Source organism: Streptococcus sp. A22, assembly GCF_043674215.1.
Taxonomy (GTDB): Bacteria; Bacillota; Bacilli; order Lactobacillales; family Streptococcaceae; genus Streptococcus; species Streptococcus suis_V.
In genome coordinates, this window is record NZ_JBIMJQ010000003.1 from 44,691 (window position 1) to 68,521 (window position 23,831).

27 protein-coding genes and 1 pseudogene are annotated in these 23,831 nt (G+C 45.8%); 8 read left to right on the top strand and 20 right to left on the bottom strand.

Going from position 1 to position 23,831, the window contains the following annotated elements:
* The first annotated feature begins 12 nt into the window (after positions 1 to 12).
* Both ACHBHN_RS01765 and ACHBHN_RS01770 read left to right on the top strand, forming a co-directional pair.
* On the top strand, positions 13 to 762 hold the full coding sequence (locus ACHBHN_RS01765) for a tRNA1(Val) (adenine(37)-N6)-methyltransferase (RefSeq protein WP_105123544.1): 750 nt from the start codon (positions 13 to 15) through the stop codon (positions 760 to 762).
* Positions 752 to 1,024: a GIY-YIG nuclease family protein gene (locus ACHBHN_RS01770; protein WP_394732784.1), complete on the top strand. Its 273-nt coding sequence runs from the start codon at positions 752 to 754 to the stop codon at positions 1,022 to 1,024. Before ACHBHN_RS01765 ends, ACHBHN_RS01770 begins: the two co-directional genes overlap by 11 nt.
* A 14-nt stretch (positions 1,025 to 1,038) precedes the next feature.
* Here the strand turns inward: ACHBHN_RS01770 and ACHBHN_RS01775 are convergent, their stop codons facing one another.
* The 3 genes from ACHBHN_RS01775 to ACHBHN_RS01785 form a co-directional block, all read right to left on the bottom strand.
* Positions 1,039 to 1,650, bottom strand: a complete 612-nt coding sequence (locus tag ACHBHN_RS01775) for an FMN-dependent NADH-azoreductase (protein ID WP_105123542.1) — start codon at positions 1,648 to 1,650, stop codon at positions 1,039 to 1,041.
* 108 nt (positions 1,651 to 1,758) lie between these two features.
* On the bottom strand, positions 1,759 to 2,178 hold the full coding sequence (locus tag ACHBHN_RS01780; RefSeq protein WP_105123541.1) for a GNAT family N-acetyltransferase: 420 nt from the start codon (positions 2,176 to 2,178) through the stop codon (positions 1,759 to 1,761).
* Positions 2,179 to 2,308: 130 nt separating this feature from the next.
* A complete protein-coding gene (locus ACHBHN_RS01785) occupies positions 2,309 to 3,880 on the bottom strand; it encodes a DEAD/DEAH box helicase (protein WP_105123540.1) in 1,572 nt (523 codons plus the stop codon).
* A gap of 349 nt (positions 3,881 to 4,229) precedes the next feature.
* On the opposite strand from ACHBHN_RS01785, the gene rplS reads away from it, so the two are divergent.
* Positions 4,230 to 4,577 (top strand): 50S ribosomal protein L19, encoded by a 348-nt coding sequence (gene rplS, locus ACHBHN_RS01790; protein WP_011921928.1) that lies wholly within the window; start codon positions 4,230 to 4,232, stop codon positions 4,575 to 4,577.
* Positions 4,578 to 4,728: 151 nt separating this feature from the next.
* On the opposite strand, the pseudogene ACHBHN_RS01795 reads toward rplS, so the two are convergent.
* Together ACHBHN_RS01795 and ACHBHN_RS01800 are read right to left on the bottom strand one after the other, a co-directional pair.
* A pseudogene (locus ACHBHN_RS01795) lies at positions 4,729 to 5,244 on the bottom strand (dihydrofolate reductase family protein).
* Between the two features lie 79 nt (positions 5,245 to 5,323).
* Positions 5,324 to 6,661, bottom strand: a complete 1,338-nt coding sequence (locus tag ACHBHN_RS01800; RefSeq protein WP_105110442.1) for a hemolysin family protein — start codon at positions 6,659 to 6,661, stop codon at positions 5,324 to 5,326.
* A 126-nt stretch (positions 6,662 to 6,787) separates the two neighbouring features.
* On the opposite strand from ACHBHN_RS01800, the gene ACHBHN_RS01805 reads away from it, so the two are divergent.
* Positions 6,788 to 7,570, top strand: a complete 783-nt coding sequence (locus tag ACHBHN_RS01805) for an ABC transporter ATP-binding protein (protein WP_257117523.1) — start codon at positions 6,788 to 6,790, stop codon at positions 7,568 to 7,570.
* Between the two features lie 57 nt (positions 7,571 to 7,627).
* On the opposite strand, the gene ACHBHN_RS01810 is transcribed toward ACHBHN_RS01805, so the two are convergent.
* Genes ACHBHN_RS01810 through ACHBHN_RS01820 form a run of 3 tightly spaced genes read right to left on the bottom strand, consistent with a single transcriptional unit; the run spans position 7,628 to position 10,736 of the window.
* The gene (locus ACHBHN_RS01810; protein WP_394733564.1) at positions 7,628 to 9,628 is read right to left on the bottom strand and encodes a cation:proton antiporter; all 2,001 of its coding nucleotides are present in this window, start codon (positions 9,626 to 9,628) and stop codon (positions 7,628 to 7,630) included.
* Between the two features lie 37 nt (positions 9,629 to 9,665).
* Positions 9,666 to 10,208: a tRNA (mnm(5)s(2)U34)-methyltransferase gene (locus ACHBHN_RS01815; protein WP_394733541.1), complete on the bottom strand. Its 543-nt coding sequence runs from the start codon at positions 10,206 to 10,208 to the stop codon at positions 9,666 to 9,668.
* Positions 10,209 to 10,217: 9 nt separating this feature from the next.
* A complete protein-coding gene (locus ACHBHN_RS01820) occupies positions 10,218 to 10,736 on the bottom strand; it encodes a TetR/AcrR family transcriptional regulator (protein WP_024419426.1) in 519 nt (172 codons plus the stop codon).
* A gap of 121 nt (positions 10,737 to 10,857) precedes the next feature.
* Here ACHBHN_RS01820 and ACHBHN_RS01825 point away from each other — a divergent pair, with 121 nt between their 5' ends.
* The 4 genes from ACHBHN_RS01825 to nadE are packed head-to-tail and all read left to right on the top strand — an operon-like array spanning position 10,858 to position 14,729.
* The gene (locus tag ACHBHN_RS01825; RefSeq protein WP_105110446.1) at positions 10,858 to 11,676 is read left to right on the top strand and encodes a cation diffusion facilitator family transporter; all 819 of its coding nucleotides are present in this window, start codon (positions 10,858 to 10,860) and stop codon (positions 11,674 to 11,676) included.
* A 52-nt stretch (positions 11,677 to 11,728) separates the two neighbouring features.
* Positions 11,729 to 12,373 carry a prepilin peptidase gene (locus tag ACHBHN_RS01830; protein ID WP_172074201.1) on the top strand — a complete coding sequence of 215 codons (645 nt, stop codon included), beginning with the start codon at positions 11,729 to 11,731 and terminating at the stop codon, positions 12,371 to 12,373.
* A 59-nt stretch (positions 12,374 to 12,432) separates the two neighbouring features.
* Entirely contained in the window at positions 12,433 to 13,893 is a 1,461-nt protein-coding gene (locus tag ACHBHN_RS01835; RefSeq protein ID WP_105160596.1) for a nicotinate phosphoribosyltransferase, read from the top strand.
* An 11-nt stretch (positions 13,894 to 13,904) separates the two neighbouring features.
* The gene (gene nadE, locus ACHBHN_RS01840) at positions 13,905 to 14,729 is read left to right on the top strand and encodes an ammonia-dependent NAD(+) synthetase (RefSeq protein ID WP_394733542.1); all 825 of its coding nucleotides are present in this window, start codon (positions 13,905 to 13,907) and stop codon (positions 14,727 to 14,729) included.
* 227 nt (positions 14,730 to 14,956) lie between these two features.
* Here nadE and ACHBHN_RS01845 read toward each other — a convergent pair whose 3' ends face one another.
* From ACHBHN_RS01845 to ACHBHN_RS01900, 12 genes are all read right to left on the bottom strand, one after another.
* On the bottom strand, positions 14,957 to 15,475 hold the full coding sequence (locus ACHBHN_RS01845; RefSeq protein ID WP_105110450.1) for a VanZ family protein: 519 nt from the start codon (positions 15,473 to 15,475) through the stop codon (positions 14,957 to 14,959).
* Entirely contained in the window at positions 15,472 to 16,584 is a 1,113-nt protein-coding gene (rlmN, locus tag ACHBHN_RS01850; RefSeq protein ID WP_105110451.1) for a 23S rRNA (adenine(2503)-C(2))-methyltransferase RlmN, read from the bottom strand. The genes ACHBHN_RS01845 and rlmN overlap by 4 nt, the downstream gene beginning before the upstream one ends.
* 8 nt (positions 16,585 to 16,592) lie before the next feature.
* Positions 16,593 to 17,264, bottom strand: coding sequence for a YutD family protein (locus ACHBHN_RS01855; protein WP_105123533.1), 672 nt, complete (start codon positions 17,262 to 17,264; stop codon positions 16,593 to 16,595).
* A gap of 143 nt (positions 17,265 to 17,407) precedes the next feature.
* A complete protein-coding gene (locus ACHBHN_RS01860) occupies positions 17,408 to 18,445 on the bottom strand; it encodes a SepM family pheromone-processing serine protease (protein WP_394732790.1) in 1,038 nt (345 codons plus the stop codon).
* The gene (gene coaD, locus ACHBHN_RS01865) at positions 18,432 to 18,920 is read right to left on the bottom strand and encodes a pantetheine-phosphate adenylyltransferase (protein ID WP_105110454.1); all 489 of its coding nucleotides are present in this window, start codon (positions 18,918 to 18,920) and stop codon (positions 18,432 to 18,434) included. Before coaD ends, ACHBHN_RS01860 begins: the two co-directional genes overlap by 14 nt.
* The gene (rsmD, locus tag ACHBHN_RS01870; protein WP_105110455.1) at positions 18,910 to 19,449 is read right to left on the bottom strand and encodes a 16S rRNA (guanine(966)-N(2))-methyltransferase RsmD; all 540 of its coding nucleotides are present in this window, start codon (positions 19,447 to 19,449) and stop codon (positions 18,910 to 18,912) included. The genes coaD and rsmD overlap by 11 nt, the downstream gene beginning before the upstream one ends.
* 386 nt (positions 19,450 to 19,835) lie before the next feature.
* Positions 19,836 to 20,174: an MFS transporter gene (locus ACHBHN_RS01875; protein WP_105110457.1), complete on the bottom strand. Its 339-nt coding sequence runs from the start codon at positions 20,172 to 20,174 to the stop codon at positions 19,836 to 19,838.
* Positions 20,175 to 20,730: 556 nt separating this feature from the next.
* A complete protein-coding gene (locus ACHBHN_RS01880) occupies positions 20,731 to 21,363 on the bottom strand; it encodes a hypothetical protein (protein ID WP_105110458.1) in 633 nt (210 codons plus the stop codon).
* Positions 21,364 to 21,406: 43 nt separating this feature from the next.
* A complete protein-coding gene (locus ACHBHN_RS01885; RefSeq protein WP_172059787.1) occupies positions 21,407 to 21,802 on the bottom strand; it encodes a rhodanese-like domain-containing protein in 396 nt (131 codons plus the stop codon).
* The gene (locus tag ACHBHN_RS01890) at positions 21,803 to 22,018 is read right to left on the bottom strand and encodes a YqgQ family protein (protein WP_105110460.1); all 216 of its coding nucleotides are present in this window, start codon (positions 22,016 to 22,018) and stop codon (positions 21,803 to 21,805) included.
* A gap of 117 nt (positions 22,019 to 22,135) precedes the next feature.
* Positions 22,136 to 22,735, bottom strand: a complete 600-nt coding sequence (locus ACHBHN_RS01895; RefSeq protein ID WP_105111943.1) for a response regulator — start codon at positions 22,733 to 22,735, stop codon at positions 22,136 to 22,138.
* Positions 22,732 to 23,826: a sensor histidine kinase gene (locus tag ACHBHN_RS01900; RefSeq protein ID WP_394733543.1), complete on the bottom strand. Its 1,095-nt coding sequence runs from the start codon at positions 23,824 to 23,826 to the stop codon at positions 22,732 to 22,734. The genes ACHBHN_RS01895 and ACHBHN_RS01900 overlap by 4 nt, the downstream gene beginning before the upstream one ends.
* Between the last annotated feature and the right edge of the window lie 5 nt (positions 23,827 to 23,831).

Consider the following 23,831-nt stretch of genomic DNA (forward strand, 5'->3'; position numbering starts at 1 on the left):
TATAATAATCTCATGCACAATCCAGTTTTATTAGACGGGGAGCGGATTGACCAGCTCTTCTCGACAGATGTTCAGATTATTCAAAATCGGGAGGTTTTTAGCTACTCGATTGACAGCGTCCTCCTCTCTCGCTTTCCAAAAATGCCTGCTCAGAAGGGGCTAATTGTTGATCTTTGTAGCGGAAATGGGGCGGTGGGGCTCTTTGCTTCTACACGCACCAAGGCCCAGATTATTCAGGTTGAATTACAGGAACGCTTGGCGGATATGAACCGCCGTTCCATTGTCCTCAACGGTCTGGAGGAACAACTTTCCGTTATCAATGATGACTTGGCAAATCTACCCCAGTATGATCTGCGGTCCAAGGTTGATTTGATGCTCTGCAATCCTCCCTACTTCAAGGTAGATAAAGAGTCAAACCTCAATGAAAGCGAGCATTACCTGCTAGCCAGACACGAGATTGCAACCAACCTAGACAGCATTTGTCAGATGGCCCAACAGGTGCTCAAGTCCAATGGTCGCTTGGCCATGGTGCATAGACCAGATCGATTTTTGGATATTTTAGACACGCTGAGAACCTACAAATTGGCTCCCAAACGCATCCAGTTTGTCTATCCCAAGGCCAGCAAGGAGGCCAATATGTTGCTAATTGAGGCTATCAAGGACGGATCGGTAGATGGGCTACACATCCTGCCACCTCTGGTTGTCCATGAGGAAAACGGCGACTACACTCCTGCCATTCGTGAGATTTATTATGGTAAATAAGGCCTACTTTTATGTCTTGGAATGTACCGACGGGAGTCTTTATACTGGCTATACGACTGATGTGGAGAAGCGGCTTGCTACCCATAATCGTGGGAAAGGGGCCAAGTACACCCGCGCACGCTTGCCTGTCAGCCTGGTCTACCAAGAAGCCTTTTCCAGCAAGCAGGAAGCCATGTCTGCCGAGGCTTTGTTTAAGAAACGCAGTCGGCAGAGCAAGTTAGACTACATCGCAGAAATGACAAAAAAACCTCGACCCAAATAGGTCGAGGTTTTGGTTTAAAATCTTTCTAAAATCCGATCAATTTTAGCCATTACCTCTTCAAAAATAGCCTGAGCCTGGCTCGGATCAGCCGATTGCCCTTCGATAAAGACTTGATGAATATCTTCAAAGCCTAAAAATTCAAAGATAGACTTGATGTACTGGGCAGCTGGATCCTGACCTGCATAAACACCACCATTGGACTGGATGTGCAGGAGCTTTTTGTCCTTGACCAAACCGATAGAGCCTTCTGAACCATACTTAAAGGTCAGGCCTGCTACATTGATGGTATTGACCCAAGATACCAACTGACTTGGCACATTGAGATTCCAGAGAGGATTGACGACGACAATCTTATCAGCTGCAAGAAATTGCTGGGTCAAGGCATTGTAACGGTCCAATTGCTTTGCTTGTTCAGGACTAATATTCTCGCCTTTTTTAGCTGCTCCCATAGCCGCTAACAAGGATTTGTCCAAGGCTGGAATCTGGTCTTCAAAAACATCCACTACTTCTATCTGATCTTCTGGGTGCAAACTGGCGTAACGAGTTTGAAACTCTTCCAAGGCTCGTAAGGCGTAGGATTTTTGGGCATCAAGTGGGTGGGCTTTTACGATTAATAGACTTGCCATTGTTTTTCTCCGTGTTACTAACTATTGATAATTATATTCTACTCTTTTTGATTTGAAATTCAAATTATCTGCTCAAAGCAAGAGGCTGGTCGACCAGCCTCTCCATTTCTAAATTGTTCTTAATTTTACATAAGTATAAGCAACACAGTCCAATCTTTCAACAGCTGTAAAGCCAAGTTCCTCATAAAAAGACCGTGTTTTCTCAGTATTGTCCGTCAAGAGATGAAGCTGATAAATACCTGGGAAATAGGCAATGACCTGTTCCAAAAGATGACGCCCAATCCCTTGTCGTTGATAGGTTGGCAGAACCAAGATGTCCTGAATAAAAACGATTGATTGCCCGTCACCAACTGCTCGCAAGAGACCCACTAGACGGTCACCGTCAAAGGCCGCAAGAACGAGCAGACTATGTTCCAAGGCCTTCTGTAACATGGTAGGCCGGTCAGTATAATTTGTCCAACCAACTGAATCATAGATTTCAATGACTGCTTGAAAGTCGAGTTGAGGATTTTGTTTGTAAGTAATCATGTCTTTCTCCTTTGTATTGTTTTTTAGAATACAAAGGCTTTATCCATTGTCAAAATGCCCATGGTCAACCCTCCTGTTTTACTACTTCTAGTATAACAAAAACTGCTCCAATTAGGAAGCAGTTTCAACTTTATCTCTCACCCTTATTGCGAATTACAAAGCCTGTTTGCTTTTCACTTGAGGTGCGTTGGTGTGGTTTTTTGTTGTCTTGACGGCGGTTATCACGTTTGAACTTGTCATCGCGACGGTTGCGGTCTCCACGGCGTCCTCCACGGTCTCGGTTGCGGTCTCCATCACGACGGCCACCGCGATCACGGTCGCGACCACCACGTCCACCTTTGCCCTTGGCTTGACCAGGAGCAAACTTGAATGGCAATGGTTTTTCACGCGCGATTTCCACTTCTGGCAAGCTATCTGGATCTTGTACGGTCAGGCTGAGTACGTATAGAGCAAGCTCTTCAGGGGTAAATTCGGCCGCCAACTTAACTGCGTCTTTCTTAAACTTATCAAAGTTTCCACGAATGGTCTCGTCTGCGAAGTCACGCTCAATCTTTTTCAAAGCAACTTTCTTCTTGGCTTCAAAAGCCTCTTCAGCGGTCGCAGGCTTGAGCCCCTTCATACGCTTCTTGGTCAACTCTTCGATGATAGCCAAGTAACCCATTTCATTTGGCGAAACAAAGGTGATCGATTGACCAGACTGGCCAGCACGACCTGTACGACCGATACGGTGTACGTAACTTTCAGGGTCTTGTGGAATATCGTAGTTGTAGACATGTGTCACACCTGAGATATCCAATCCACGCGCTGCAACGTCTGTCGCAACGAGAACATCAATTTGATCTCCCTTGAAATCGCGGATAACACGCAGGCGTTTATTTTGATCTAAATCTCCGTGAATCCCTTCTGCACGGAAGCCACGCAGTTTGAGTCCACGAGTCAATTCATCGACACGGCGTTTGGTACGACCGAAGACGATAGACAATTCTGGCTGGTCAACATCCATGAGGCGTGTCATAGTGTCAAATTTCTCATTTTCTTTGACACGGATATAGTATTGATCCACGTTGACGTTGGTCAATTCCTTGGCCGCAATCTTAACGTGCTCAGGCTCTTTCATGAACTTGACACCGATACGCTTGATTGGCTCAGGCATGGTCGCAGAAAATAGAAGGGTCTGGCGACTTGCTGGCACACGTTCGATAATCGCTTCAATATCGTCCAAGAAGCCCATGTTGAGCATTTCATCCGCCTCATCAAGAATGAGGGTTTCAACTCCGTCAAGCTTGAGGGCTTTTCTCTTAATCAAGTCCAAAAGACGACCAGGTGTACCAACTACGATATGGGCACCTGAACGAAGGGCCTTGATTTGTTTTTCAATGCTAGAACCTCCGTAAACAGAGCGAACTTTTACACCCTTTTCACGACCAAATTTGAAGAGTTCTTCCTGACTTTGCACTGCCAACTCACGTGTTGGAGCAATAATTAAGGCTTGAACAGCTTGATTGTCGATGTCAATTTTGTTGAGGGTTGGCAGACCAAAAGCTGCGGTTTTCCCAGTCCCCGTCTGGGCCTGACCAATCACATCCTTGCCTTCAAGAGCAAGCGGAATAGTCTGCTCTTGGATAGGTGACGGTGTTTCAAACCCCGCCTTCTCAACGGCAAGCAAAATGTCTTCGGACAACTGTAAATCTGTAAATTTCAATGTTTTCTCTTTTCTAACAAGACAGTGCGAAGCTGTCTTATACGGCTTTTTTTGTAACAATACATTCTATCGGTCGCGAACGAGCCGACATCAGACTTGCAACTTATCCAGTATAACACAAACCCGAGAGAAAGGTTGGGATTTACCTTGAAAAGAAAAATAATACGTTTTCATGATTTGTCCCAAAACCGAGCCCATCCTTCTTTCACTTTTTTCTAAGATCCAGCATATTACTTTACAAATCTATCAAAATAAGGTAGAATATTTTTCGTGTGTAATGGACGCACAAAAATACAGTTTATCCGCTGGGTTTAAAAGCACCTATGATTGACAAAGATAGGAGAAAAAAATGAATCCATTGATCCAAAGTTTGACAGAAGGTCAACTTCGCACTGACATCCCTTCTTTCCGTCCTGGTGACACTGTACGTGTTCACGCTAAGGTTGTCGAAGGTAACCGCGAACGTATCCAGATTTTCGAGGGTGTTGTTATCTCTCGTAAAGGCCAAGGCATCTCAGAAATGTACACTGTACGTAAAATCTCTGGTGGTGTAGGTGTTGAACGTACATTCCCAATCCACACTCCACGTGTTGACAAGATTGAGGTTGTTCGTTACGGTAAAGTACGTCGTGCTAAATTGTACTACTTGCGTGCTCTTCAAGGTAAAGCAGCTCGTATCAAAGAAATCCGTCGTTAAGATAGTCCCAGAGGCTAGCTTAATCGGTAGAAAAAGGCATTCCAATCGGGATGCCTCTTCTTTTTACCAAATTTTATTTAAAATCCTATATTCAGGATTTTTATTTTATCTCATAAGTCACAGCCAGCACGCCAGACTTCAGAACCTGGCTCTATTGAAGCTGAAATTCTGCTGTAATCCCCTCCAAAAGACGGAATCCACCACCGAAAGATACAGGAGAAATGCTTAATTTCAATACATCTACTAGGCCTTCTTCCATGAGAAATTTAGCCAGACGTGAGCTCACCAAGACCAGAATATCTCCACCTTCTTGCATTTTTAGCTGCTTCAACTGTCAAACAATGTCACCTTTAAGCAAGCTCGTATTGTTCCAACCCGCTTTCTCTAGGCTGGTCGAGCAGACCAACTTTTCAACCTTCTCAATCCAGGCAGCATGGTTTCTCTCATGGTCACTAGCATCAGGATTGTCCAGCATAGTCGGCCAGTAGCCATACATCATCTCATAGGTCTTGCGTCCCCACAGGATTGTATCGACAGTAGACAGGACCTGATTGGCTACCGCCTCCAATTCTTCATTGTAAGCTACAAAGCCAATATCCATGGTACCATTTGGTCCCTCAACCATGCCGTCTACTGACGAATGCAAAAATACAATCAAATTTCTCATAACACTTCTCCACTTTTCTTAATAAGCTATTAGTCTAGCCTATTTCCGATAAAAATGCAAAAAAAGAAGGACTAGTTTCCTAATCCTTCTCGTTTGAATCTTCTTCAATCGGTGTGATAAGAATCTTCAGCTTGGTCACACGACCATTTTTCACCTTATCATTGCTGAGAACCAGGTGGTGGCCCTTGCTGTCCACCTCAAAGGAAACTTTTTCCTCCTGGCTTGGAATGGTACCCACACCTGTCAGATAATAGCCGGCAATGGTATCCACATCATCGCTCTCCAACTCCATATCAAAATGTTCATTGAAGTCGTTGAGGGTCATATTCCCCTGAACGATAAAGGTATTGTCTGCAATTTCACGGACAAAGACTTCTGTCTTATCGGTCTCATCATCGATTTCACCGACAATTTCTTCCAGAAGGTCTTCCAAGGTAGCAAGACCAGCAACGCCACCGTATTCGTCCAGCAAAATAGCCATTTGGTTTTGGGTATTGCGAAGGGCCTTGAGCAAATCATCCACAAAAATTGTCTCCGGTACGAAGAGCGGTTCTTGCATGATGCGGCGAATATTGAGATTATCAAAGCCGTTGGTAAAGCCTTCCGCCAAGATTTTCTTTGTATGAATCAGGCCAATCACATTGTCCTTGTCGCCTTCGTAGACTGGGATACGAGAAAAGTTTTGCTTGAGAATTTCAGCCATAATGGCGGCAATTTCATCATCAATATCCACCATGAAAGCATCGGTACGAGGAACCATAACCTCACGGGCCATGAGCTCGTCCAGATTGAAAATCCCCTGCAGCATCTCGATTTCTTCCGCATCCAAGGTCTGCTCGCTCTTGGTCAAGATATACTCAATCTCGTCACGGGTCATCTGGTCATCCGCATCATCAAAATTCATAGGTGTGATACGGCTAATCAGGTTGGTCGCAGCTGAAAGCAGCCAGACAAAGGGGCTGACAATCTTGCCAAGAAAAATAATGACAGGAGCCGTTACAACTGCTAGATTTTCCTTCATATTCATGGCAATCCGCTTGGGATAAAGCTCACCAAGGACAATGGAAATAAAGGTCAAAAGTGCCAGAGCCAACCAATAGCCAGCTGTCTGAGCTGTAGCCGAATCGCCCAGCCACTGGGCCAAAATCGCACCTAAATCACTAGCCAAACTTGCACCCGAAAGAATGGAGATGAAGGTGATGCCGACTTGTATGGTCGATAAGAAGTTATTTGGATTTTCCAAGACGGAAACCAGGCGAATGTACTTCTTCTCCCCCTCGGCTGCCTTCTGCTCCACACGAGAGCGGTTGAGCGACACCAGGGCCATCTCTGAAGCCGAGAAAAAGGCGTTGAGCAGGGTCAACAAGAGCAAAACAAATAATTGAATGTAAATGGTCTGACTACCGGGGTCTTCCATGATATGAATGTCTCCTAAAATAAAAGTTATAGCATTCCTATTATACCACAATTTCTAAAATTTGCTAGAAATGTGCTGAATCTTTCATTCTGTGGTAAAATGGTCAAAAAGATGAGGAGATGGGTCATGATTATTTCAATGAAAAATGTCAGCTACCGCCGACAGGGTAAAAACTTACTAGAGGACATCAACTGGGAATTCAAGGAAGGCGAGCGCTGGGCCATCCTGGGTCTTAACGGGGCTGGAAAATCTACACTGCTACGCATTCTCATGGCAGAATTTTGGAAATCGTCTGGGGACCTGACTGTTCTCGGAGTTGAATTTGGCAGAGGGGACATCCCCAGCCTCCGTACAAAAATCGGTGTGGTTGGCTCCTTTCTAGCCGAACGTTTTCCTATCGACCTGACGGCAGAGCAGATTGTCCTGACAGGAAAGTATAAGTCCTCCATTCTTTACAAGGAATACGGTCAGGCAGAAATCGATGAGGCCACAGCCATGTTGCGGGAAATTCGTGCGGGGCATTTGATTGGGCGGACCTATGCTAGTCTGTCGCAGGGGGAGCGTCAGCTGCTGCTGATTGCCCGCAGTCTTATGGAAAATCCAGCAATTTTGATTTTGGACGAGGCGACGGTTGGTCTGGACCTCTTGGCTCGTGAGCGCCTACTCCAGCATATCGACCATATCTGTCAGCTACCGACGGCGCCTGCTATCATCTTTGTGACCCACCATGCGGAGGAAATCACCAGCAACTTCAGCCATGTCCTCCTGCTCAAGGAAGGCAAGGTTTTGACCCAAGGACCAAAGGAGAAAATCCTGACGCCTGAACTTTTGGGTGACTTCTATGGCAATCAGGTCGAACTGATTGAACTCGGGGAGGAACGGATTTTTATCAAGCCAATATTAGACTAAAAAACCAGGAAAACCTGGTTTTTTGCTGTTTATTTGAATTAGCTTACGAGCCCACTATTAAAATGAATCAAATTCCCGTAAACTGTAGCTTTCCAGCTGGTTGATATTGCGGCGAAGGTCCTTGGCAACCTGATTGGAAATGAGCTGATCTGCCTCGTATTCGGCCACAATCTTCCTTTCCAGGTAAAATCCTCGCAGCAAATCCTCCAAATTATCCGGCTTGAGACGACCAATCAGGTCTTCTACTCGAACCCCAGCCAAGACAAGCTTGGACTGGTAGACCCGGTAGTGCTTGAGAATAGTCAGATAGTCCTTGGGATAGTTTGACTGGCAACTATTGAGGAAGGCAATGATATCAACCGTATTTGCAATAAACAAATCTGACAGGGCTGGATGACCATGTTGATTGTCAGCTTTCATCCGTCGTCCCTTGTTTTTCACCAATTCCACCCATTCATGGTACCACTTGGCCAGGACCCGGCGACCAATCATAAATAGATAGGTCCAGGTAGCTACCAAGTCTCGGTTGATGTCCTGCTCCATTTCGCTGAGATAGGATTGGTAAATCCGGTAGGAAGGCATATCCAACAGGCCCTCTTCAAACCGTTTTTCAAGACCAGCTCGTTCAATTTCTAGGATTTTCAAGCGTAATTTGGCAACTTCACGTCGTTGCTCCACAGGAATGAGCTGGCGTTGCAGATTTTCCATCCGCTTATAGTATTGACCGATAACTGCATAGATAGTACTAGGATTGTTGGCATGCTCCACATCCATTTCCAAGACATCAATCACTTCCTTCAAAATCGCCAAGCGTGCGGGACCTTCTGGGATGGTCGCCTCTGTTCGAGGTTCTGCTAAAAGGGGCAGGACAAGGAGACCGGTCAGGAAACTAAAGAGGGTAACCATGCCGACCGTAAAGAGGATGAGACTGTAGGTTGTCTGATCCACTTCCGGCAGCAGGAGAATGGTTGCTATGGAAACCGAGCCCTTCATTCCAGAAAAGGTCAAGATAAGCAGGTTCTTTAGTTGGTAATCGCCAGATTTCTTAACTAATTTCAACAGGAAAATACCCACAAATCGAACCAGAAAGAGACTGGCAGTCAAGACCAAGACCGTCGTCATCAGCCAAGCATTACTGATGAAGGGATTCTTCAAGGCCGGCTGGACAATCCGGGTAAATTCATAACCAAAAACGATAAAGACAAAGCCATTGAGAATAAAGCTCAGAGTCTCCCAGATAATGAACGTCACTCGGTTGACACGCGCATCAAAGAGGGACATTTTCTTCAATTGCTTGGACTGGAAAAGACCTGCAATCACGACGGCGATAATGCCTGACCCGCCTAGATAACTAGCTACTAGATAGGCCAAGAGAGGCAAGGAGATTTCCAGCAAGAGGACCCCAGCAACATCAGCCGCATCTAATTTTTCCAGAATAGAAACGGCCGCTCGGTGCAAGAATACAAAGAGTAAGCCAACAAGGGCACCAGCAAGCAAAACCCAGCCCAATTGCCCACTGGCCTGCAGGAGGGAAAAGGTCCCGGTCGTCAAGGCCAGGATGGCAAATTGGAAGGCAACCAGGCCACTCGCGTCGTTGAGCAAGCCTTCCAGGGTCAGGATTTCTTCTAACTTCTTGGGAAACTTAAAGCGTTTGGACAAGGCCAGAAAGGCCACAGCATCCGTCGGAGCTAAGGCAGCTCCCAGGGCAAAGCTAAGTGGCAGGGGAATTTCCACTGGGAGAAGATAGCCTGCCAAACCACCAATAGCCAGAGTGGTCAAAAAGACCAGAGGAAAAATCAAGTAAGCAATAGTAGACTTATGTCGCTTCAAGCTCTCAATATCACTCTCCTGTCCCTCACGGAAGTTGAGGGGAGCAATGACCAGGGCCAGGAAAAGCCCGGCGTCAATCCCTACAGTTTCGTCACCAAACAAGGCACCGACCAGGACCCCCAAGAGCAGCTGGACAAAGGGCAGGGGCAGTTTTGGATTGAGCCTATAAAGGGTATTGGACACAATCAATAGAATCAATAAGAGTATCAAGATAAATGTATGACTGATAGAATCACCTCCGCTTTCTCAGTAGGATAGCACTAAACTACTTCATCCGTTCTACCATGACCAAAAATGGCGGTGTATTGACCTGATTGAGGGGCTGGTAGAGCATGGCTGTAAAGACAGTCTGGTCCAATCCTTTCACAAAGTCCAGCACAGCATCCTTTTCTCTACTTCCACCCTCATGACCATAGTAAATCATGATGGCCAGACGGCCACCTACCACCAGGCGGTCCAGGACTTTTTGAATGGCCTCCAAGGTCGTATCAGGTAGGGTGATGACCGATTTATCCGCTGACGGTAAATAGCCTAGATTAAAAATAGCTACCTTACACTCATCTACATACTGGTCCAGGTTTTCATGACCAGTCAAGACCAATTGGGCGTTGGTCAAGCCAGCTTTTTCTAGTTTTTCAGCTGTTGTGGTCAGGGCTTGTTCCTGAATATCAAAGGCCACAACTTTTCCTGCTCGCTGGGCTAAAAATAGCGTGTCATGGCCATTTCCCATAGTCGCATCGACCGCTAGGTCCTGGTCTGTTAAAATCTCTTCTAAAAAGGCATGAGCCATGTGTAAAGGTCTAAGCATTTTCACTCCTTAAGCTAATAATCTTACATAATATTCGGTCAAGGTGGCTTCGTCCACCTTTTTGCGTTGCTGCAACCACCAGCTGACCGTCTCCACAAAAGTGGTCACAACAAAATGTACCAGCAAATCCTCTGGAAGATTCCCCTTGCCCTGCATGTAGTCTTCAACCACTTTTGGAAAAATGTCGTGTTTCAGCTCCGCTTCCAGTTCTCTTAGAAAATAGGCATTGCGGGACAATAAAAGGCTGGCAACTCGGTCTTGATTGGTTCGAAAGTGTTTGAAAATATGAGCCAACAAAGTCTTCACATCCGCATCTTCACGACCTGTAAATAAGTGGTGAAAGAGGTCATGACAAAGTTCTTCCAAAAGAGCCTCTTTACTGGCATAGTGGGCATAGAAAGTGGAACGCCCCACATCTGCCAGGTCAATAACATCCTGCACGCGCATGTCATCATAACCTTTATCATTTAATAAGGTCAAAAAAGCCTGAAAAATAGCTCTTTTTGTTTTTGCAATTCGTCTATCCATTTTTCGTACATTTCAAACAATTTGTTCAGAAAAAGACAAACCGTTTCTCTTGTTTCTAGTTTTTCGGCTCATTACAGTACATAATAAACCTATAAACAGTATAACACAGAAAGGGAATCTCATGTCATCTTCTAAAAATACATTTATCGCTTTTCTCCTCAATCTCAGCTTTTCTATCATCGAGTTTATCTTTGGCTGGCTCTTTGGTTCCAGCGCCATCTTAGCAGATGCTGTTCATGATTTGGGTGACGCCCTCGCCATCGGAAGCTCTGCCATCATGCAAACCTATGCCAATAAACCTGCTGACAAGTTCTATCCTTTTGGCTACAAGAGATGGAATATTTTGGCTGCTCTCTTGACTTCCAGCATTCTGATTATCGGCTCCAGCTTGATCCTTGTAGAAAACATTCCCAATCTTTTCCATCCCCAGCCTGTCAATCAGGATGGGATGCTGATACTTGGGATTATCGCTGTCATCATCAATTTCTTTGCTTCTCGTATTGTAAAAAATGGCCATAGCCATAATGAATCCATTCTCAGCTTACACTTTTTAGAGGATATTTTGGGATGGCTGGCGGTCATCCTTGTTTCCATCATTCTTCAATTCACTGATTGGTACTTTCTAGACCCATTACTCTCACTCGGTATTGCTATCTTCATCCTCTCCAAAGCCCTGCCAAAAGCTTGGAACAATGTTAAGATTTTACTTGAAACCAGTCCGCAAGGAGTAAATCTTGAAGAAGTTAAAGGAGTCCTCCTGGCTCTTGAAAATGTTCACGAAATCACTCAGCTAAATGTCTGGACCATGGATGGATATGACCATTGTGCGACTGTGACGGTCAAACTGACAAATCCTGCTGTAGCAGACAAGACCAAAGCAAAAATACGGAATTCTCTCCATTCCTTTGGCATTATCCAGAGTACCATCGAAATTTTGTAAAAAAATTTTAAAAAATATCTCATTTTCCTCTCCCTTTTGCGAACTAATAGGTATGAAAGCAATTATCTTATTTTTCCTTGGAGCCTCTATCGGTTCCTTCCTCGGTCTGGTCATCGACCGGTTTCCCGAGCAATCTATCGTTGCACCTGCCAGCCACTGCAATGCCTGCAAGCGTAGGCTCAAGGCCTGGGATTTGATTCCCATTGTTTCCCAAGTCCTGACCAAATCCAGATGCCGCTACTGCAGAGCCAAAATCCCTTATTGGTATCTGGGACTGGAAGTCTTGTCTGGTCTCTTGGTCCTGCTCTGCCATTTTCAAGTCCTTTCCCTTATGGAAATGGTGCTGGTCCTTGGCGGCCTGGTCTTGACTATTTATGACATCAAACACCAGGAATATCCCTTCATGGTCTGGTTGGTCTTTACCCTTGTAGCCCTAATCTTATCTCAACTCAATTGGCTCTTCTGTGGCTTTTTGGTCCTAGCCTTTGTGACAGAAAAAATGTCCAAGTCTATCGGCTCAGGCGACTTCCTCTATCTAGCCAGCCTATCCCTGCTTTTTGGCTTTACCGAAATTCTCTGGATTGTCCAAATCAGCTCCCTCCTGGGTCTGGCTATCTTCTACATCTTTAAATCTCGGTCCCTGCCCTATGTCCCCTTCCTCTTTTTGGCCAGTATTTTGGTGACTATTGTTCTTTAAATCGGGTTTTCCCGATTTTTTTTGTTATAATGATATTATTGTTAGCAAAGGAGAATACCATGACTCTATATACAGACGACAGCCTGACCATGCACACCGACCTCTATCAAATCAATATGATGCAGGTCTACTTCAAGCAAAACATTCACAATAAAAGGGCGGTTTTTGAAGTGTATTTCCGTAAGCAACCCTTTGAAAATGGCTACGCAGTCTTTGCAGGGCTAGAGCGGGTTGTCCACTATCTTAACAACCTGACCTTTAGCCAGACAGATATTGACTACTTGACCGAATTGGGCTATCCAGAGGATTTTCTGGATTATTTAGCCAATTTAGAGATGAAGTTGAGCCTTCGTTCAGCCAAGGAAGGGGATTTGGTATACGCCAATGAACCGATTATGCAGGTTGAGGGACCGCTGGCTCAGTGCCAATTGATTGAAACGGCTATTTTGAATATCGTCAACTACCAGACCTTGATTGCTACCAAGGCCCGTCGCATTAAAGCCGTTATCGAGGACGAACCCTTGATGGAATTCGGGACACGCCGGGCCCAAGAAATGGATGCAGCCATCTGGGGAACACGCGCAGCCTTTATCGGTGGTGCTTCAGCCACTTCCAACGTCCGAGCCGGCAAAATATTTGGCATTCCTGTAGCTGGTACCCATGCTCACGCCTTGGTTCAAACCTATGGCGACGATTATCAAGCCTTCAAGGCCTATGCAGAGACTCATAAGGACTGCGTTTTCTTGGTCGATACCTACGATACCCTCCGTATTGGTGTGCCAGCCGCTATCCGTGTCGCCAAGGAAATGGGCGACAAAATCAATTTCAAAGGTGTTCGTATTGACTCTGGTGACATGGCCTACATTTCTAAAAAAGTCCGTCAACAGCTGGACGACGCTGGTTTTACTGAAGCCAAGATTTACGCTTCTAACGACTTGGATGAAAATACCATCCTCAACCTCAAGATGCAGAAGGCTAAAATTGATGTCTGGGGTGTCGGAACAAAATTGATTACAGCCTACGACCAACCAGCTCTCGGTGCTGTCTACAAGATTGTTGCCATCGAAGAGGAAAATGGAGTCATGCGTGACACAATCAAACTATCGTCCAACGCAGAAAAAGTGTCTACCCCGGGTAAAAAACAGGTTTGGCGCATTACTTCTAAAGAAAAAGGCAAGTCAGAAGGCGATTATATTACTTTTGCCGACACAGATGTGACCAAGATGGACAGCATCTACATGTTCCACCCGACCTACACCTATATCAAAAAGACGATAGAGAATTTTGAGGCTCGTCCGCTCTTGGTTCCTATTTTTGAAGAAGGCAAGCAGGTCTATGAATTACCAAGTTTGGCGGATATTCAATCCTATGCCAACCAAGAAATTGACCAACTCTGGGACGAATACAAGCGCGTACTCAATCCACAGCTCTACCCTGTTGACCTTGCCCAAGATGTCTGGGATAACAAGATGGACCTCATCCACCGCATTCGCAAGCAAAGTCAAGCAAAATCTATCTAAGAGAGGCTCCTATGACCTTACAAAAAACGATTATCCAACAGCTGGGCGTCAAGCCCAAAATTGATCCACAAGAAGAAATCCGCACATCTATCCAATTTCTCAAGGATTACCTAAAAAAAAATCCCTTTCTAAAAACCTATGTTCTGGGCATTTCTGGCGGTCAAGATTCCACCCTTGCTGGTCGTCTGGCCCAATTAACCATGGAAGAAATGCGGGCTGAGACAGGAGATGAGGACTACCAATTCATAGCGATTCGTCTCCCTTATGGCGTTCAGGCTGATGAATCCGACGCCCAAGCCGCTCTTGCTTTCATTCAGCCAGATGTCAGCCTGACCATCAATATCAAGGATGCGACAGATGCTATGGCGGAGGCCGTCAAAGCGACTGGCCTGCCAATGTCTGATTTTAACAAGGGAAATGCCAAGGCCCGCATGCGGATGATTGCCCAATACGCTGTCGCTGGCGAACGCAAGGGTGCCGTTATCGGAACCGACCATGCCGCAGAAAATATTACAGGCTTTTTCACCAAGCATGGCGATGGCGGTGCAGACATTCTCCCACTCTTCCGCCTCAACAAGCGTCAAGGCAAGCAACTCTTGGCTGCTCTCGGTGCCGACCGCAAACTCTATGATAAAGTTCCTACGGCTGATTTGGAGGAAAACAAGCCCGGTCTGGCAGATGAAGTAGCCCTCGGCGTGACCTATAATCAGATTGATGATTATCTAGAGGGGAAAACCATCGACCTCCAAGCCCAAGAAATCATCGAAGGCTGGTGGAAAAAAACAGAACACAAACGCCACCTACCGATTACAGTATTTGACAATTTTTGGAAATAAATCACTTGAAACACAGAAAAAACCTCACTGTAACAGCTAAACAGTGAGGTTTTTCTATGAAACAAGACGAATAAACATGCACGAATATTCAAGGAATCTCATCATTATTTCATCCACTAACCAAATCCCGTAAGTCATTTGATTAATTATACATATTTTACAAGATTATATGAAAGCAGTCAATGGTTTTTGCGGAATTTTCTGAAAAATCCGAATAATCATTCATTTTATTTCTTCTGCTTATAGATACGGTACCAGAACCGATAGAACAGGTAAGCCAACACCCCACCCAGCGTATTGGTCCAGAGGTCATCAATTTCAAAGACACGGCCGGCATCAATCAGAAGATCCAACAAGAGTTGGGTGCACTCAATGAAGAGGCTGATACAAAAACTATAGAGGGCAGCTGCTCGAAGGCTCCGCCATTTTTCAAAAAGAAAAACAAGAGCCAAAACGAGAGGAAAGAGCAGGAAAATATTGGTGGCATTTTGCAGGAAAATCCAGCCCAAATCCGCCAGACTGTCGACCTTGTCACCGTTGACGATGCTATTAAAGGGAACCGGCAGAAAATAGAGGCGCCCGACCTGGATGATGCCCGGAGTGGAAAAATCCTTGTACTGGGGGTACCAGGACTGCGGGAGGAAACACATGAAAACAATAGCCAGAGCATAGGCTCCAGCTAAGATTTTGTATATCTTTCTTCCAAGACCAGTCAAATTGCCGTCACTGAGGAATAACCTTCTCATGCCTGAATACCTGCCTTGGCCTTGGCTTCAGCGATGCGGGCACGCGCCTTTTCACGGTCTTTCTTGAGCGTATTGGAACGCAGCTGACCACAAGCGGCATCAATATCCGTACCATGCTCTTGACGAACGACACAGTTGACCCCATTTTTCTTAAGCAGGTCAAAGAAGGCAAGGGTCCGCTCACGGGTCGACCGGCTGTACTGGTCATGCTCAGATACCGGATTGTAAGGAATCAGGTTGATATAGGACAATTTGCGGATATTCTTGGTCAAGTCTGCCAATTCCTGAGCCTGTTCCAAACCGTCATTCACTTCATTGAGCATGATGTACTCGAAGGTCACGCGACGGTTGGTCGTTTGGATATAATCCTCAATCGCCTCAAACAAAACCTCAATAGGGTACTTACGGTTGATGCGCATGATGCTGGAACGTAGGTCATTATTTGGCGCGTGAAGGGACACGGCCAGATTGACCTGAACGCCTTCGCGGGCAAAATCCTTGATTTTTGGTGCCAAGCCAGACGTCGACACAGTAATGTGACGGGCACCGATAGCCAGCCCCTTGTCATCATTGACAACCCGCAAGAAGGTCATGACGTTATCGTAATTATCCAGCGGTTCACCAATCCCCATGACAACGATGTGGCTGACACGTTCACTCTGTCCACGTTCGTCCAAATATTTCTGCACCAGCATGATTTGAGCCACAATTTCACCACTGGTCAAGTCCCGTTGCTTGGGTATGAGACCAGAGGCACAGAAGGTACATCCGATATTACAGCCGACCTGGGTCGTCACACAGACAGACAAACCGTAGTGCTGACGCATGAGCACCGTCTCAATCAGCATGCCGTCTGGCAACTCGAACAGGTATTTAATCGTACCGTCTTTTGACTCCTGCACAATCCGCTGTTTCAAAGGATTGACAACAAAGTTCTCCTCCAGTTTTTCAATCAAAGATTTGGGCAAATTGGTCATCTCTTCAAAGGACTGGACCCGCGAACGGTAGAGCCACTCCCAAATCTGAGTTGCGCGGAATTTCTTCTCGCCATTTTCTAAAATCCAGTCCACCAAATTGGCCTGGCTAAATGAATAAATTGATGGTTTCATGTTTCTCCCTACTTCTGACGGATGACAAAACTACGCTTGGTCTCTTTGGCATCCGATGCTTGTCTACGCTCCTGCTTGGGCGCCTGCTTGCCAGCTTTCTTATCATGGTGGACCGTAAAGTGCCGAGACTGGTCAGCCACCTTATCCTGGCGTGCCCCCTTCTTGCGGTCATTCCTGTTGGACTTGGCACGATTGTCCCGCCCCTTCTTCTCCGGTTGAGCCTTTTGCTGTTCCTTATGGGAAATAGGCTCCGTCCGCTGCTGGTTGCGATTGCGGTTACGAGACCGGCTCCGCTTACGACGTGGTCTGTCCTCCACCTCTTCAGGCAGCTCCTGTGGATTTGGATTTTCCAAGACAAAATAAGCACAACCAAAATTACAAAACTCGGTCAGATAGTCATCCAAGCGACCGATTTTCAAGTCAGACTTGACCGTCTTATCATCCTTGTAGAATCCCTTGAGACGCAATTGTTCATTGCCCCAGTCGCCCACAATATAGTCAAACTTGAGCATAAGCTGGGAAAAGCGTTGACCGAAAATGGTCTGGTCAAAGGCATCCTTGTGATTTTCTAGCAAGTCCAACTCGATATTTTCAGAGACAACCTTGTCCCCAACCCGAGCAAAACTAGGACCAGGATACTTGTTGTAGTTATACATTTCTGGTGTAATTTCTTTTTTCATTGGGCCTCCATTCTATTGGTTTCTCATACATTCTAACCTTACCATTATACCATGATTTTAACAGGAATGCTCCTCCTATCAGTTTTCAAAGAAATTTCTGACAATTTTAAGAAAAAAGGAGCAACTAGGTTACTCCACAAACTCTATTTTTTCAAATAATCAATGGCATCTTGGACTGTTTTGACAGGTACGACCTCGATGTCTACTCCCGCTTTCTCTACAACCTCCTTGGCCTCCTCATAGTTGGTCTTGGCATCTGGATCTTCTTTTAGGATTTCCTTATCCACAGGATTATTAGGAACAAAAAAGATGCTGGCACCGGCCTTGGCAGCAGAAAGGACCTTCTTGTCCGCCCCGCCAATGTCGCCGACCTTGCCGTCCTGCTCAATGGTTCCCGTTCCTGCAATGGTCCGGCCATCCCTTAAATCTGGCTCAGCCAGCTGGGTATAGATAGCCAAAGTGAACATGAGACCTGCACTAGGACCGCCGATATTGCCCGTCTGGAAGTCAATAGGTACTGAGGACTTGACCTCTGTGTGGTCCACCAGGGTAATTCCGATACCATTTTTTCCATTGACCAGCTTGATAATCTTACCGTCAGCTGATTTTTCCTGACCGTTTGTCACATAGCCCACCGTCACAGGACTGCCCAGTTCCAAACCGCTGACATACTTAATCAAATCAGGCGACGACTCAAAGGTCTTGCCATTGATACTGACAACCGTATCCGCAATCTTGAGAACGTCCTTAAAGGTCGAATCCTCCGCCAAATCAAGCACATAGACCCCAAAGAAATCCATTTCAACATCTTTTTTGGCCAGGGTTAATCCCTGGTATTTGGCCATATTCTGCGAAGTTTCCATGTAAAATTGCGCAATCCGGAAATATTCCTCGCTGTCTGCTCCTCCCGTCATCTCCTCAGCCGAAGTAATATCCGCATAGGGATCAAACTGGGCAAAGAGCAGCTGCAGAGCCGTTGCCTGCTGGACAGAGACATAGGTAAACTCATAAGAACCGTCCTTCTTGTCCTCCTCCTCATTAACCGTCAGGACCTGTTTCACATCCATGGCTCCGCCAGGACTCTCGATATAATAGGGCAGGGGAACAAAGACCGTAAACCAGAGCAAGAGTACTCCTAAAATGATAGATAAAATTAAAATGAGACCTTTATTTTTTTTCATGCTTTTCTATTTCCTTACTAACAAGCTCGGGCACATAAGGACTAATATCCTGCTTGTAGGCTATCAGTTCACGGATTTGGCTGGACGAAATATTGCGGTATTCCGGCTTGGAAATCAAATATACCGTCTCCAAGTCTGGGGCCAACTGGCGATTGAAATAATCAAAATTGGCCTCATATTCCAGGTCAATCCCATTGCGCAAACCGCGGACAATATGGGTCACTCCCCGTTCATGGGCTGCATCGACCACCAGCTCTTGACCCGCTAGAAAGACCTGGATCTTCTCATCTTTGGCAAAGACCTTCTCCAATAAGTCCAGCCGCTCTTGACCAGTAAAGAGACCATTTTTATTGGGATTGTAAAAAATCCCCACATAAAGCCTGTCAAAAAGGCTACTGGCCCGTTCGATAATGTCCAAATGTCCCTTGGTAATGGGATCAAAGGAGCCTGTAAACATTCCAATTTTATCTGACATAGACTGTTACCTTACTTATTCCGTAGACTTTTTCCTTCCAGATGCCCAGCTCTGCGATTTCTTCAGGAAGTGTGACAGATTTATCCGTCTCGCAAACCACCATGACATCCTCGGACAGAAGTTTTCGCTGGCAGAGTTCAGTGACCATTGCCTCAATCTCCTGCTCCGCATAGGGCGGATCCAGAAAGACCAGGTCAAAGACTCCTTCCAGTTGAGTCAAGGCCTGACGGGCCTCCGTGGGCAAGAGACGGAACTTACCTTCCTCCTTGGTCATGACTATATTTTCTCGGATAATGGCCTGGGCCTTGCGATCACGTTCGACCAAGACCGCCTCATCCATGCCCCGAGATACTGCCTCAATGGACAAGCCACCGCTACCAGCATACAAATCCAGCACTCGCCCACCTTCAAAATAGGGACCAATCATATTGAACATGGCTCCACGAACCTTGTCCGAAGTCGGTCGTGTCGTCTTGCCATCTAAGGTCCTGAGGAGCCGTCCGCCATAGTTTCCTGATACAATTCTCATAGGGTCTATTATAGCACAAAACAACCAATCTTTTCCTTAAAACACAGTTGAAAAAACATCAGCAAGGCTGATGCTAAGATTTGTTATCAAGATAATAAAGGGTGGTCTGCCACATTTTTTTGAACAGGCGACTGGTCCGCCAAAACCAAAATAAGGTAGTTGGAATAAGAAAGAGATTGAAAATGAGAATGAACGCTAGATTGCCTTTGCCTATGGAAAAAAGTGTATAACCTACTAAGAAGGTCAAGAAAGCTCCCATAATCAGATTCACCAAAATCCCTAGCCAGCCCAACCAATAGCGACCTCCGAAAGGCTTGTGCTTTTTGGAATCAAAATCTGGCAATTCCGTCAAAAATTCAACGATTAATTCACCAATTATATTCGTACTAGTCCCTCCTCGTCATTGACCGATAAAACCGTGTACGAGCAACAACCCTTTTACAGGCAAAATAGGCATAACTCACTAAAGCAAACGTCATCAGAAAAAATAGAATTCCAAGCAAAACGGTGCCATTACCAAATCGATGATAGAGCATCAAGGAAATGCTAGTTACAAAGATTAAGCAGGAAATTAGGGCAACCAAAACCAGACAGAAGGCTCCAACAACACTTAGCCAATAGCGAAAGCCGAAAGGCTTATACCGCTTATCATCATAGAAGACAGAACTTGCAATCACCAAGACCAATCCAAGCCAGACAAGATACCACATATTCAACTCTTCCATAGCCTACTCCTTTTTCTCAGTATAGCAAATTTTAGCAGAAGAAACAACTAAAAAAGAGGGTTTCCCCTCTTCAGAATTTATCTAGAATTTACTTTCTCATGCCTCCAAAGGTTTTGGGAACCTTTGGAGGTTGGAGATAATGGGAGTGGGAAAGAATTCGACCAGTCTAAAAAGAGTTCGTCTTCCCACCCCCGCACAGTTGATTAGGTCAGATTTGGAGTGTGAAACACGAATAAATCTGCCAATCAACCACTGCGCTGAGATGTTGACACGAACTCTGAGAAGCGAGGCTGGACTTTCTGCCCAGACGCATCCAAAAAGCTGTAGAAGACAGTTACAGATTGAAAATAGAGCGAACGGAGTTCGCACCATTCGTTAAGTCTAGTTTGGAGCGTAAAACTAGAACTATCGAGGATTGTTTCACAATCCCTGTTTCCCACCTTTCACAGTTCCCCGAACCATTTGAACAATCAACCCCTGCGCTAATGTAATTTTGTTAATCAAAGAACTAGAGGTTGGACTTTATGCCCAACCTCCTCTTGCAAATTAAGTTCAATTACTGACCTTCTGTGGCCAGTGTTTCTGATGCTGGAACCTCTGCTGTAGGAGCTGTAGGTGCAACTTCCTCTGGAGCTGGTTCAGCCGGCGGTGCTACAGAAGGCTCCACAGGAACCTCTACAACCGCTGGTACTTCATAATATTCCTCTACCACTGGTTGTTCTATCACTACTTCTGGTGCAGGAGCCGGTTCAGCCTGGCTTGGTTCGGTTTGATTGTCTGCCACCTGGTCTTTCTGGTGCTTCTCAACATATTTGCGGGTTTCTTCTGCCCGAATCTTTTCAGCCTTTAATTTTGCCTGTGTTTCTGCTTCTTTCTGCTTAGCAATCGCTTGCTTAACCGTATCGATTCGCTTCTGCAGGCTCTCTTTTGCAGTCGTAGCCTGTAACTTATCCACAGCAGCCTGGGCAGCTTTCAAGTCAGCCTCACTGGAAGAATTTTCCAATTTTTTCACAGCTTTTTCAGCCGAAGAGAGACTGGTATCAACCGTTTCAGACTGCTCAGCCCTAGTCTCTTTTGTTGCAGTTGAGCCATTAAACCAAATTGCCAATAAACTAATGGATAAAATCAACACGATACCTGCAATTATGCCAATTTCATCCAAGGATAATTTTTCATCTTTTCGATTCATTTTCGTTTCCTCATACTAACATTCTACACTCGTAATGAAAAATCTACTTATTTTGTTTTGCGGTCTTCACCTTGCCATCCCAGCCATTCAAACCATAGCTCAAGATATAGATGTCATTAAAACCTTGCTTTTTCAAATAAAGAGCTGCTGGGGTAACCAATTGACCACGGTCATTTTCATAGATCAAAACAGGCTTGTCCTTGCGAAGGGCATTAGTACTTTGCTTGAGCTGCTGGTAGGGAATATTCCGCGCACCCAAAATGTGCTTGCGGTTATACTCGCCCGGCTCGCGCAGATCAATCAGCTGACCACCATGGATTTTCTGCGCAAATTCCGCATTGTCAATGACCAGGGCTGCACGGCGCAATCTCCAATAATTAAAGCCCATCCAGGCACCCAATAAGGCTACAAATAATAAAATTGTCCACAAGGTTTCCATCTACTTCTCCTTCAATCTCTGGTACTCTAATTCCAAACGATGTTCCCGGCGTAAAACCAACTCAGCCTCCATGTATTCCAGCCTATCCAGAACTCCAGCCTGGTAGACCCGATTGAGCTCAATCTGCATCATTTCAATATCATACAAACGATTTCCCATATACACAATGATACCAAAACGTTTGAGCAACTGCTGCACATCGTAAAGTCGTTCCATAAGAAAATTCTAGCAAAATATAGGGATATTTTCAATAGAGAAATGAAGGTTAAAGCAAAATTCGACTAGAAAAAGACCTGCCGAGTGCAAGCCTTTTCCTGTGAATAGAGGTTCTAGCTATATATAGCCCTTTTCCTGTGCCACCTTAACAGCTGCGGTGCGGTTTTCAGCACCTAGCTTGGACAGGATAGAGGTCATGTAGTTGCGGACTGTCCCGTCAGACAGGTGGAGCTGGCAGGCGATTTCCTTATTGGATAGACCTTCTGCCACCAGCTTGAGTAGTTGACTTTCCAAGTTGGTTAAGGGACTACGTTGGGTCAGGAGAATGTCCATCAATTCTGGTGAGTATTCCTTCCGCCCCGCCAAGACCGTTTCAAGGGTCCGCATGAGGTCTGCGATGGAGCGTTCCTTGAGCACATAGGCATCCACATCAGCCTTGACCGCCCGCTCGAAATAGCCCGGTCGCTTGAAGGTGGTCATGATGACAACCTTGACAGGCAAGGCTTGCCCTCGCACCCATTCCAAGACATCTAGGCCCGTCTTTTCAGGCATTTCTATATCTAAGAGCACCACGTCTACTGGCTCTTTTTCCAAAAGAGCAATGGCCTGACTGCCGTTTTCTGCCTGTAAAACAGCCTCAACCGCCTCTTGAAAGCCCAAGAGCTGACAGAGGGCGTCCCGCAGCATTGCTTGGTCTTCTGCGACTAAGATTCTCATTCTACCACCTCCTCAAACGGAATTCGGACGGACAGGCGGGTGGGCTTGACTAGAGAGATAAATTCCAAACTTCCTTTCACCGTTACCAACCTGTCCTTTATGGTATGCAATTCCTGACCAGTCAACTGGGCAAAGCCCACACCGTTGTCTTCGTAGTATACAACCAATTCTTGCTGGTCTTTTTCAAACATCAAACGGCACTTGCTAGCCTGGCTGTGTTTGAGTAGGTTATTGGCCAACTCTCTCAGCACCATAGCCAGTTTGTTCTGGACAGGTAAGCTGAGCTGCTCTGCTATTTCCCCGCCCAAGACAACTAAGTCCACTCCTGCCAAGTCCAACATCTGTTGCAAAATCTGGAGTTCCTCTGCCACGGTGTGCTGCTTGAGGGACTGGACAATCTGGCGGACCTCCTGCATGGAGTCCTTAGCCAAGGTCTGAAGGGCTGCCACCTCCTTCTTGGCCTGGTCAATCTGATCGTGGTCTAACAAAGTCTGGACCAGCTCAGCCTTGACAGACAGCATGGCAAAGACATGACCCAGTGTGTCGTGCAAGTCCTGACCGATACGGTTGCGTTCATTCTCAGCCAGCAGTAGGTTAATGGAAGCATTCTGCTCCTGTAGGCGTTGCTGAAGGGCTTCCCGCTTGGTTTCAATCCAACTGAAAATCAGCAAGGCCAAGCCGAAAAAGTGAATAACAAGTGCAAAAGCTCTCATCTCAAAAGGAACAGGGCCAAAGAGAGCCCATAGGATAATAGCCAGCAACAAAAGCCCGTAGGACACCGTCCGATAGGTCGGTCGATTCTCTTTATAATACCAGCCCAACATATTGGACAGGTTAAAGATGAAGAGGGAAAATTGCAGATTGCCCCAAAAACTCATGACGGCGATATAGCCAATCAGGTAAAACCAAGCCAGCATGGAATAGAGCTTATGGTCAGTATAAAACAGAGAACAATAGACCAAGGCAAAGAGAATAGTAGCTAGGACAACTGCCGTCGGATTGGGACTATACTGGGCATAGTAAAAGGGAAAATAGAGAAAGATCATGCCCACGAAGAACATGAGCGGTACCTTTCTTTTTTCAAATATCATCTGTC

What these genes read in the sequence shown, in the direction of transcription:
- ACHBHN_RS01875 (WP_105110457.1), bottom strand. Translation starts at nt 20,174, where the DNA reads ATGGAAGAGTTGAATATGTGGTATCTTGTCTGGCTTGGATTGGTCTTG.
- ACHBHN_RS01820 (WP_024419426.1), bottom strand. Translation starts at nt 10,736, where the DNA reads ATGGATAGACGAATTGCAAAAACAAAAAGAGCTATTTTTCAGGCTTTT.
- ACHBHN_RS01880 (WP_105110458.1), bottom strand. Translation starts at nt 21,363, where the DNA reads ATGAATCGAAAAGATGAAAAATTATCCTTGGATGAAATTGGCATAATT.
- ACHBHN_RS01900 (WP_394733543.1), bottom strand. Translation starts at nt 23,826, where the DNA reads ATGATATTTGAAAAAAGAAAGGTACCGCTCATGTTCTTCGTGGGCATG.
- ACHBHN_RS01845 (WP_105110450.1), bottom strand. Translation starts at nt 15,475, where the DNA reads ATGAGAAGGTTATTCCTCAGTGACGGCAATTTGACTGGTCTTGGAAGA.
- ACHBHN_RS01825 (WP_105110446.1), top strand. Translation starts at nt 10,858, where the DNA reads ATGTCATCTTCTAAAAATACATTTATCGCTTTTCTCCTCAATCTCAGC.
- ACHBHN_RS01885 (WP_172059787.1), bottom strand. Translation starts at nt 21,802, where the DNA reads ATGGAAACCTTGTGGACAATTTTATTATTTGTAGCCTTATTGGGTGCC.
- ACHBHN_RS01765 (WP_105123544.1), top strand. Translation starts at nt 13, where the DNA reads ATGCACAATCCAGTTTTATTAGACGGGGAGCGGATTGACCAGCTCTTC.
- ACHBHN_RS01830 (WP_172074201.1), top strand. Translation starts at nt 11,729, where the DNA reads ATGAAAGCAATTATCTTATTTTTCCTTGGAGCCTCTATCGGTTCCTTC.
- ACHBHN_RS01855 (WP_105123533.1), bottom strand. Translation starts at nt 17,264, where the DNA reads ATGAAAAAAGAAATTACACCAGAAATGTATAACTACAACAAGTATCCT.
- rplS (WP_011921928.1), top strand. Translation starts at nt 4,230, where the DNA reads ATGAATCCATTGATCCAAAGTTTGACAGAAGGTCAACTTCGCACTGAC.
- ACHBHN_RS01805 (WP_257117523.1), top strand. Translation starts at nt 6,788, where the DNA reads ATGATTATTTCAATGAAAAATGTCAGCTACCGCCGACAGGGTAAAAAC.
- ACHBHN_RS01860 (WP_394732790.1), bottom strand. Translation starts at nt 18,445, where the DNA reads ATGAAAAAAAATAAAGGTCTCATTTTAATTTTATCTATCATTTTAGGA.
- rlmN (WP_105110451.1), bottom strand. Translation starts at nt 16,584, where the DNA reads ATGAAACCATCAATTTATTCATTTAGCCAGGCCAATTTGGTGGACTGG.
- rsmD (WP_105110455.1), bottom strand. Translation starts at nt 19,449, where the DNA reads ATGAGAATTGTATCAGGAAACTATGGCGGACGGCTCCTCAGGACCTTA.
- ACHBHN_RS01780 (WP_105123541.1), bottom strand. Translation starts at nt 2,178, where the DNA reads ATGATTACTTACAAACAAAATCCTCAACTCGACTTTCAAGCAGTCATT.
- ACHBHN_RS01895 (WP_105111943.1), bottom strand. Translation starts at nt 22,735, where the DNA reads ATGAGAATCTTAGTCGCAGAAGACCAAGCAATGCTGCGGGACGCCCTC.
- ACHBHN_RS01775 (WP_105123542.1), bottom strand. Translation starts at nt 1,650, where the DNA reads ATGGCAAGTCTATTAATCGTAAAAGCCCACCCACTTGATGCCCAAAAA.
- nadE (WP_394733542.1), top strand. Translation starts at nt 13,905, where the DNA reads ATGACCTTACAAAAAACGATTATCCAACAGCTGGGCGTCAAGCCCAAA.
- coaD (WP_105110454.1), bottom strand. Translation starts at nt 18,920, where the DNA reads ATGTCAGATAAAATTGGAATGTTTACAGGCTCCTTTGATCCCATTACC.
- ACHBHN_RS01800 (WP_105110442.1), bottom strand. Translation starts at nt 6,661, where the DNA reads ATGGAAGACCCCGGTAGTCAGACCATTTACATTCAATTATTTGTTTTG.
- ACHBHN_RS01770 (WP_394732784.1), top strand. Translation starts at nt 752, where the DNA reads ATGGTAAATAAGGCCTACTTTTATGTCTTGGAATGTACCGACGGGAGT.
- ACHBHN_RS01815 (WP_394733541.1), bottom strand. Translation starts at nt 10,208, where the DNA reads ATGCTTAGACCTTTACACATGGCTCATGCCTTTTTAGAAGAGATTTTA.
- ACHBHN_RS01890 (WP_105110460.1), bottom strand. Translation starts at nt 22,018, where the DNA reads ATGGAACGACTTTACGATGTGCAGCAGTTGCTCAAACGTTTTGGTATC.
- ACHBHN_RS01835 (WP_105160596.1), top strand. Translation starts at nt 12,433, where the DNA reads ATGACTCTATATACAGACGACAGCCTGACCATGCACACCGACCTCTAT.